We start from the raw sequence: 8915 nt of genomic DNA, 5'->3' as shown, positions 1-8915 counted from the left end.
CACCATCCAGGGGCGCGAGGAACTGCGCGACAAGCCACCCATGAGCAGATGGACCTCAACGAGCAGGGCCATCCGCACAGGGTGGTTTCTCGCGCCCCTGGGTAGTGCAACGACCTACAGGAGTGCGTGGAACCGTGCTCGCGCCCACGCGGCGGAGCCGCAGATCAGCAGAGCCTCGCGCCCCTGGGTAGTGCAACGACCTACAGGAGTGCGTGGAACCGTGCTCGCGCCCACGCGGCGGAGCCGCAGATCAGCAGAGCCTCGCCCCTAGGTAGTGCAACGACCTACAGGAGTGCATGGAACCGTGCTCGCGCCCACGCGGCGGAGCCGCAGATCAGCAGAGCCTCGCGCCCCTGGATGGTGCAGCAACCTGCGGGAGCGAACGGGATCCGTTACTTCCGGTCGGCGACAGCCCAACTCGCCGCGGCCATCGTGCCGGCGACCGTGAGGACCGCCGGCCACGCGCCCAGCTTCTTCGCCAGAGGGTGGGAGCCCGCGAACGCGGCCACGTAGAGGCCGCCCAGCGCTGCCGCCGCCTTCGGGCCGGCCGCGCGGCGCCACTGCCAGGCGGCGACGCCGCCCGCCGCGGCGAGCGTCGCGCCGCCCAACTCGCGGCGCTTCGTCGCGCGGGCCACGGCGAAACCGCCGACGAGGCCGGTGGCGGCTATGAGCGAAGAGGGGACCTGGGCCATGGAAAGTGAACCTCCGTCAGTTCGTGCGCGTGTTGTGCAGGTGCAGTCCGACATAGCCGATGTAGATCCGGCCGGATCCGGAGCAGTCGTCGTGATAGTGCAGGCGGGGAGCCGTGCCGCCGCCGCCTATTCGCAGGTGGGCGCCCATGAAGACGCGACCGGACGGGTCGACCTCCGTCGGGACGGGGAGCAGGCGCTCCCGCTTCCACTTGGCGTTCGTGCTGACCGTCCGTGACTCGCCACGGATCACCTTGCGGGGCGGGAAGGGGTGGCAGTCGGGCGGGGTGTTCTCGCACCAGCTGCGGAAGTCGCCGCCCGCGGAGCCGGACTTCGCGGATTCCGCGTAGTCCTGCAGGGCCAGCAGCGCGTCCCAGGTCATCCGCACCCAGGTGGGGTGGTCGGTCTGCTCGTCCAGCTCCTTGGTCAGGCGGGCGTCGCCGGTGAAGGCGAGCTGGGGGAACTCGTCCAGACGGTCCAGCAGCTCGGCGAAGGTCGCGGGCTCGGCCTCCTCCGGGCGGACGGGACGGCCGGACAGCGTGCGCAGCTTGGTGCGGACCGCGCGCAGCTCGCTGTACTGCTCGTCGTACTCCGCCGCCAGCAGCGACTCGCGCTCCTCCGCGGCGCGCAGCCAGCGGCGGACCTCCTGCAGCTCCTCCGCGCGGGCGCGCTGCTCGTGGGCTTCCTCCTCCTCGTGGTCGACGAGGAGGCCGCCGGGCTGGATGGTGTCCGCCTCGGGCAGGCCCTCGGGGCGCAGCGGCGGCAGGCCGACCAGCTGGTCCGGCAGGGGAGCCTGCACGGCCAGCCGGCGCGGCAGCCAGGCCAGCAGGCCGGACGCGCGGCGCAGGTTCTCCTCGATCGTGGTCCGCGACATCACCCGGTGCCGGGACGCCTCCGGCGCCCACGCCGGGTCGAGGCCCGGCAGGTAGGTGCGGACCGCGCCGCCGTAGACGCGGTGGTGCTCCAGCGCGGAGTTGAAGGCGCGCTCGGCGCCGGGGGAGAGGGCGTAGAGGACGGCGATGCCGCTGCAGCTGCGCAGCAGCGGGTCGACGGTGTCGTCGAGCCAGTCCTCGAAGTCGGTGTGGAGGGGGGTGCTGGCGACGACGATCGGCAGCCGGCGGTCCGGGTCGCACAGCTCGTCGAGGATGTCGTCGACGTCGCCGCGCTCGATCACGCCGGGCAGCGCGTGCACCCGCGCGGAGCCGGGCTGTTCGCCCTCCGTCGCGTCCAGCACGTCCAGCAGGCCGCGGGCCAGGGCCGGCACCGGAGCCTTCGCCGGTTCCTCGCCGCGTACCGGCAGTTGCTCGGCGTCGAGCTGCACCCAGGTGCGGCCGTCACGCGCGGTGGCCACGGTGAGTGAGGTCTGCCAGATGCCCTGCACGGTGAACTCGCGCAGCCGCCAGCGGGCCAACCGCCCCTGTACGGCCTTGCCGCGGGCCACCTGGTCGAGCACGGCCTGTGGCCCGACCCGGCGCCGGCCGTTGCCGGTCCCGGGTTCGTCATAGTGCAGCGCCTTGAGCCACTGGCGCAGCTGTTGCTCGGCCAGGGCAACAGTCTCCTGATGTCCGTGCCCGCTGGTCACGGCCATCCGGTAGATGCCATCGGTCACCGGCGCTGCCTCCTGACGCTGTGTCGGCGTCGCCGCACGTCAGTGTGCGGATATTCAGAACAACGCGGAGGGGGGTGCTGATGGTTCCGGTACGGCCGAAGTCGCAGGTGGCGCAGGTCTGCGGCGCACGCCGCGCCGGTCACTGCTCGACGGCGGGGGGCGGCTGCTCCTCCGGCGCGGCCTGGGGCCGGGTCGCGGGGTAGTCGTAGGTCTGCGGCGGCTGCGCCTGAGCCTGCGCGGGCCGGTACGGGTACGGCTGGGGCTGCGCCTGCGGGTACGCGTACGGCTGCGGTTGCGGACGCTGCCCGTACGGCCCCGGCTGGGCATACGGCCCCGGCTGGGCATACGGTCCGGGCTGCGCGTACGGCCCCGGCTGTGTGTAGGGACCGGGCCGGCCGTAGGGTGCCGGCTGCCCGTACGGTCCGGGCTGGGCGTAGGGACCGGGCCGACCGTAGGGCCCCGGCTGGCCGTAGGCACCGGGCTGCGGGTACGGGCCCGGCGGTCCGTACGGACCGCGGTACCCCTGCGGCGGCACGCCGCCCATCGGCATCGGCCCCGGGCGGCCGAAGGCCGGCATCAGCGGCGGGTGCTTGCGGAACCACTCCTGCTCGCCGACGCGCGCGAACACCGTCGACACCGCGTCCTTCCGCTCCCACAGGTGGTGCAGCAGCTCCTGCTCGCGCTCGGTGAAGTGCCCGACCGCGAGCCCGCGCGCCACCCGCTCGCGCAGCAGGGCGAGCGAGGTGGCGAAGGAGAGGTACTCGCGCATCGCGCGGTCCCCGGTCGGGCCCTGCTGGAAGCGGGCCAGGGCGCGGGCCTGCTTGCGGGTCCGCATCGAGGACATCACCACCGGCACCGGCGCGCTCATCCAGCCCGCCGTCACGTAGACCGCCAGCTGGCGGCCGATGGTCCGCAGCTCGTTGCCGCGGGCCCACACCAGCAGCCACACCATCAGCGCGAAGACCGGGACCATGAAGAGGAAGTAGACGCCGAAGAAGCCGGCCGCGCCCAGCGAGGGCGAGCTGTTCCAGGTGCCGTGCATCAGCATGGCGAAGATCCAGCCCGCGATCGGGGCGCAGATCCGCTGCCAGCGCTTGCGGCTGATCGCCGCGACGCCGAAGCCGACCGCCGTCATCGAGGTGAAGAGCGGGTGCGCGAAGGGCGACATCACCTCGCGCATCAGGAAGGTGAAGACGGTGACGACGACGGCGCTGCCGCCGTCCGGGCTGCCGTCGGCGACCGAGCGGCCGATGTAGAGGATGTTCTCGGTGAAGGCGAAGCCGGTCGCGGTGAAGCCGGCGAAGACGGCCCCGTCGACGATGCCGGTGAAGTCCTTGCGGCGGAACAGGAAGATCAGCAGCAGCGCCGAGCCCTTGCAGGACTCCTCGACCAGCGGGGCGACCACGCTCGCGCCCAGCGTCTCCCCGCCGCCGACCTGATGGCTGATCAGCAGGGAGGTGGCCCAGTTGTTGGCCAGCAGCGCGACGAGCGTCGCCGCGCAGGCGCCCCAGCCGAAGCAGAACAGCAGCAGCTTCCACGGCTTGGGCTCGACCCGGTCGAGCCAGTAGAAGGCGCCCAGGATCAGCGGCACCGGCAGCACGGCCAGCGAGATGCCGATCAGGAAGCCGGAGGTGCCGGTCATCTTCTGCACCTTGGCGAGGATGACCACCCCGCACAGGGCCAGCACCAGCACGACGGCGAGCAGCCGCAGCCACCGGTTCTCCAGCAGGTTCCGGCGCACCTTGTAGCGGAAGCTGGTCGGCGGGCTGAACGGCAGCGCGTCCGTACCGCCGGCCTGCGGCGCGGCGGGGAGCCCTTCGGGCAGCGCCTCGGCCGGGACCGCGAAGTCCGTCGGGTCGGCGGGGTCGACGGAGACGGCGGGGTGCGGTTCGGGTATCGGACCGGCCGCCGCGACGGCTGCGGGCTCCTCGTGCGCGCTGCTCACCCCATGACCTTAGCGGGGGCGCGGAGCACCCCGTAAGCGGTTCTTGACGGGAGCCTGCCGGCCCCGCTCAGACGCGCCGGAACAGCAGATCGTTGACGACGTGTCCCTTGGCCAGGCCCTGACGCTCGAACTTGGTCACCGGCCGCCAGTCCGGACGCGGCGCGTACTCCGCGTGCAGGTTCTCCAGCTCCGGGCAGGCGCCGAGCACCTCCAGCATCTGCTCCGCGTAGGGCTCCCAGTCGGTGGCGCAGTGCACGGTCGCACCCGGGCGCAGCCGGGAGACGGCGAGCGCGACGAACTCCGGCTGGATCAGCCGGCGCTTGTGGTGCCGCGCCTTGGGCCACGGGTCGGGGAAGAAGATCCGCAGCCCGTCCAGGCTCGCGGGCTCGAGCTGGTCGCGCAGCAGCACCACCGCGTCGCCCTCGGCCAGCCGCACGTTGTCCAGCCCGTCGGACTCGATCCGCCGCAGCAGGTTGCCGTGGCCGGGGGTGTGCACGTCCACGGCCAGCACGCAGCGCTCCGGCTCGGCGGCGGCCATCGTCGCGGTCGCGTCGCCCATGCCGAAGCCGATCTCCAGCACGACCCGGGCGTCCGGTCGCCCGAACCACGCGTCCAGGTCCAGCCGCCGCGAGCCGTCGACGCGGATGCCGTAGCCGTCCCACGACCGCGACAGCGCGTCGTACTGGGCGGTGCTCATCCGGCCCTTGCGCGGGTGGAAGCTCCGGATCCGGCGCTCCCCGTGCAGTTCGGGGGAGACGGGCGACCCCGGGCGCGGCGCGAGCGGGGCGGCGTCGGGGGTTATGGCGGGGGAAGCGGTCTGGCTGGTCACAATGCCGTCCAGTCTACGGAAGCCGTCGCGCTCACTCGGCGAGTGCGGCGAGGGCCCTGGACGCGATCTCCCGGCCGATCGGCAGCGAGGCCGTCGCCGCCGGCGAGGGCGCGTTCAGGACGTGGACGGTGCGGGGGCCCTCGGCGAAGGCGAAGTCGTCGACCAGCGCGCCGGAGCGATCCACCGCCTGGGCCCGTACGCCGGCCGGAGCCGGGACGAGGTCGTGTTCGGTGATGTCCGGCAGCAGGCGGCGCAGCGCCGCGGTGAAGGCGCGGGGGCTGAGGGAGCGGTGCAGCTCGACCGCCTCAGCACGCCAGTGGCGTGAGGCGAGCGACCAGGTGCCCGGCCAGGAGACCGTCTCGGCCAGGTCCCGCAGGCTGATCCGCCGCCACCCGTACCCCTCGCGGGCGAGCGCGGGCACGGCGTTCGGCCCGACGTGCACGCCCCCGTGCAGGTCCCGGGTCAGATGCACGCCGAGGAAGGGGAACGCCGGGTCCGGCACCGGGTAGACCAGCCCACGCACGAGCGCCGCCGCGGCCGGGGAGAGCTCGAAGTACTCCCCGCGGAACGGCACGATCCGCAGACCCGGCTCGTCGCCGGCCAGTCGCGCGATCCGGTCGCTGTACAGGCCCGCGCAGTTGACCAGCACGCGGGCGCGGACCTCGCCCAGCGTCGTGGTGACCGTCACCCCGTCCGCGCGGCGGTCGATGGCGGTGACGGCGTTGCCGGTCCGGATCCGCGCCCCCGAGAGCGCGGCGTACCGCTGGGCGACGGCGGGGAAGTCCGCGAGTCCGGTCGTCCCCACATGCAGCGCGCCCACCCCGCGCACGTGCGGCTCGTACCCTGCGATCTCGCCTGCGGAGAGCTCCCGAATCGGCAGACCGTGCTCCCGCCCGCGCGTGGCGAGCGCCTGCAGCCGCGGCAGCTCCGTCTCGTCGACGGCGACCACGAGCTTCCCGGTCACCTCGTACGGCAGGCCCTGCTCCTCGCAGAACTCCACCATCTCGGCCGCGCCGGCCAGCGCGAAGCGCGCCTTCAGCGACCCGGGCTTGTAGTACAGCCCGCTGTGGATCACCCCGCTGTTGTGCCCCGTCTGATGCGCGCCGAGCCGTGGCTCCTTCTCCAGCACGATCACCTCCGCGCCGGGCCGCGCCACGCTCACCGCGTACGCGGTGCTGAGCCCGACGATCCCACCACCGATGATCACGACGTCACAGTCATACCTGGAGCCCATGCAGGAACTCTAGATGCGCCCCTGGATAGCGCAACTACGCCGGCGCGGCCAGCGTCAGGCGTGCCCGTTCGACGAGTTCCTCCGCGATGCGTTCGCCCTTGAAGCGGTCCAACCGCTTGAGCATCTCGCCCAGGTACTCCCGCGTCCGTTGGGACGAGATGCGGCCGGCCACGTCCAGGGCCCGGTTGCCCGCGGCGACCGCGCGTTCCAGCTCGCCCTGGTCCAGCTCCGCCATCGCGGAGACGATCAGGCGCAGGCCGTGCGACCGGACGTACTCCTCCGTGGGGCGGGCCAGCGCGCGCTCGGTGAACTCGCGGACCTTGCCGGGCATGCCGAGGTCGCGGAAGCCCTCCGCGGCGTCAGCCGCCAAGCGGTCCCAGGTGTAGAAGTCGATCCAGGCCGGGTCCGCGTCGCCGGCCCGGGCGCGCTCCAGCCAGCTCTCCGCCGCCGCCAGCGCGGCCGCGCACGCCGTCGCGTCGCCCGCCCGGGCGTGCGCGCGGGACTCGACCAGGCGGAAGAAGCTCATGGTGCGAGCCGTCGCCAGCCCGCGGTTGCGTTCGACCGCGGCCTGGGCCAGGTCGACGCCCTCCTCGGCCGCGCCCCGGTACGTGGCCTGCAGGCTCATCGACGCGAGGACGTAGCCGCCCAGCGGCACGTCGGCCGCCGCGCGGGCGAGCCGCAGGGCCTGGATGTAGTAGCGCTGCGCGGCCTCGTGCTGGCCGGTGTCGAACGCCATCCAGCCGGCCAGGCGGCTCAGTTCGGCCGTCGCGCCGAACAGCGCGCGGCCGACCTCGTCGCTGTAGGAGGCGAGCAGCAGCGGCGCCGCGTCGCGGCGCAGGCACTCGGGGACCATGGAGGAGCGCCAGTCGCCGCCGCCGTAGCGGGAGTCCCACCGGCGCGCCTCCTCGGCGGCCATGCGGAGCTTGGCCGCGTCGGCGTGGCCGACGCGGTAGGGGCGGCCCTGCGCGTCGGCGAGGCGCGCCAGCTCGGAGGGCTCGTGCACCTCGGCGAAGGACGCGGCGGAGTCGGTGTCGCGGGCGACGGAGCCGTCGACCGGGGTGATCAGCCAGCGCGAGACCGGGGTGGCGTACGCGGACACCGAGAACGTGCCGGCCAGGCTGTCCCACCAACCCGGGCCTGTCGCACCGGGCTTGCGCGCCCGCCCGGGGTCGAGGCGCCACAGCTCCGTCGCGGAGCGCACCGCCGCCGGGACGTCGCGCGGGAAGGAGAGGCCGACCTCGGGCGTCGGGTCGGCGCTGCCCAGCCCGATCTCCTCCAGCGGGACGCTCCGGCCCAGCTTGCCGCCGATCGCCGTCGCGATCAGATGTGGCACCGGCCCCTGCGGAACCATGCCCTTGGTGACCCAGCGGGCCACCGACGTCTTGTCGTATCGGAACGTCAGGCCCCGTTGCGCGCCAAGGTCGTTGACGCGCCGGGCGAGGCCGGCGTTGCTGATGCCGGCGACCCCCAGGAGGGAGCCCAGCTTCTCGTTCGGTCCGCGCCCGCTGGCCACCATCCCCGGCTGCACCCCCTCGACTGCTGTCGCCTGCACTGGTCGTGACGGGATATCACCCATCCTGACTGATAACACCCAGAGTAGTTCCCCGGGTTCCCAGGGTTAAGGGGTGTTCTTCCGGTTGGCGCGAACCGGTTGCGGGCACGGCTGAGACGACGGACCTGTTGGGCCCCGGGTTCCCCAGCCGCCGCTCGCACATGCGTACGGCGGGTGTCTGGCTTATGCCCCTGGCTCGTGCGGCGGTGCGCCCCGCCGTGCCCCCTCCCTGGCGTGCGGTCCCGGCAGTTGCATGGTGGCGTGGGTCGGCCTGCCGTCGAGGACCCGGCGGGTCGGGGGACGCCGTCGCCGTACATCCCCGCGCGGCGGCGGACCGGCCCGGGGGGTGTGCGGACACTCCCCGGGCCGCGAGGCGCCGCGCAGTCCGGGCCGGACGTGGGGTTCGTCCATCCGGGCCTTCCCGGTCCGTGGCCCCTGGGGTCGGGGCCCGGACCAGGGAGGGGATGGCCCGGGTACCGACCCGTCCCGTGCGGTTTGCCGGGTCCGTCCGCATTTGGCCACCGGATGTCCTGACGCAAGCTCAACCATCAAGCCGGGAACGGAAGTCGATCTCCGACAGGCCACCGCCCGGCGCACCGTGAGCTGGCACCATGTGAGCTGACGGTGCGGCACCGTGCCGCCTTTCCGGGGAGGGCGACGACGATGCGCTGGGTGGTGGGCTGGAACGGCGTGCGCGGCACGGCGGGAGCGGAGGCCGCCGCGCTGCGGCCGGTCGGCGGACGCCTGCTCTGGCCGGGGAACGACCCGCTCTGGGTGGTCGGCGACTGGCGGCCCGACGAGATCCGCGGCGTCGCCGTCTACCGCTACCGTCGGCACCACCGGCACGTCGTGCAGAACGGCTTCCCCGAACTCGACGAGCTGTCCGGCCCCGCCACGACCGGTGCGCCCACGCCCGCCCTCCCGCCCGAGGACGGCGCGCTCGCCCGCCTCTTCGTCCTCGGCCGCTGCGGCGCGGCCGACTCCGCGCTGCGCACCGCGCTCCTCGCCACCAGCGGTGGCGCGCTGCGCCACCTGACCACCTGGCCCGGCAGCTACG

6 protein-coding genes and 1 pseudogene are annotated in these 8915 nt (G+C 73.7%); 1 reads left to right on the top strand and 6 read right to left on the bottom strand.

The window, feature by feature from the left end; translation table 11 throughout:
• Positions 1-392: 392 nt before the first annotated feature.
• The 6 genes from DN069_RS38315 to DN069_RS38290 all read right to left on the bottom strand — a co-directional run bounded on the left by DN069_RS38315 (position 393) and on the right by DN069_RS38290 (position 7822).
• On the bottom strand, positions 393-692 hold the full coding sequence (locus tag DN069_RS38315; RefSeq protein WP_111507862.1) for a hypothetical protein: 300 nt from the start codon (positions 690-692) through the stop codon (positions 393-395).
• Between the two features lie 16 nt (positions 693-708).
• Positions 709-2298, bottom strand: a complete 1590-nt coding sequence (locus DN069_RS38310) for a hypothetical protein (RefSeq protein ID WP_111507861.1) — start codon at positions 2296-2298, stop codon at positions 709-711.
• A gap of 139 nt (positions 2299-2437) precedes the next feature.
• Positions 2438-4243 carry a PrsW family intramembrane metalloprotease gene (locus DN069_RS38305; RefSeq protein ID WP_243640331.1) on the bottom strand — a complete coding sequence of 602 codons (1806 nt, stop codon included), beginning with the start codon at positions 4241-4243 and terminating at the stop codon, positions 2438-2440.
• A 67-nt stretch (positions 4244-4310) separates the two neighbouring features.
• Complete coding sequence (gene trmB, locus DN069_RS38300; RefSeq protein WP_424556366.1) at positions 4311-5075, bottom strand: tRNA (guanosine(46)-N7)-methyltransferase TrmB; 765 nt, start codon at positions 5073-5075, stop codon at positions 4311-4313.
• Between the two features lie 28 nt (positions 5076-5103).
• A complete protein-coding gene (lhgO, locus tag DN069_RS38295; RefSeq protein ID WP_111507859.1) occupies positions 5104-6306 on the bottom strand; it encodes an L-2-hydroxyglutarate oxidase in 1203 nt (400 codons plus the stop codon).
• Positions 6307-6340: 34 nt separating this feature from the next.
• Positions 6341-7822 (bottom strand): NsdA family TPR-like regulatory protein, encoded by a 1482-nt coding sequence (locus DN069_RS38290; protein ID WP_111507858.1) that lies wholly within the window; start codon positions 7820-7822, stop codon positions 6341-6343.
• A 699-nt stretch (positions 7823-8521) separates the two neighbouring features.
• Here DN069_RS38290 and DN069_RS38285 point away from each other — a divergent pair.
• A pseudogene (locus DN069_RS38285) lies at positions 8522-8915 on the top strand (hypothetical protein); the annotation flags it as partial.

This window comes from Streptacidiphilus pinicola, assembly GCF_003258295.1.
Classification (GTDB): Bacteria; Actinomycetota; Actinomycetes; order Streptomycetales; family Streptomycetaceae; genus Streptacidiphilus; species Streptacidiphilus pinicola.
Note: the sequence above shows the minus strand (reverse complement) of the source record. Positions and strands in the feature narration are given on the sequence as shown.

Coding starts and splice junctions, on each gene's coding strand:
- DN069_RS38315 (WP_111507862.1), bottom strand. CDS start 692: ATGGCCCAGGTCCCCTCTTCGCTCATAGCCGCCACCGGCCTCGTCGGC.
- lhgO (WP_111507859.1), bottom strand. CDS start 6,306: ATGGGCTCCAGGTATGACTGTGACGTCGTGATCATCGGTGGTGGGATC.
- DN069_RS38290 (WP_111507858.1), bottom strand. CDS start 7,822: ATGGTGGCCAGCGGGCGCGGACCGAACGAGAAGCTGGGCTCCCTCCTG.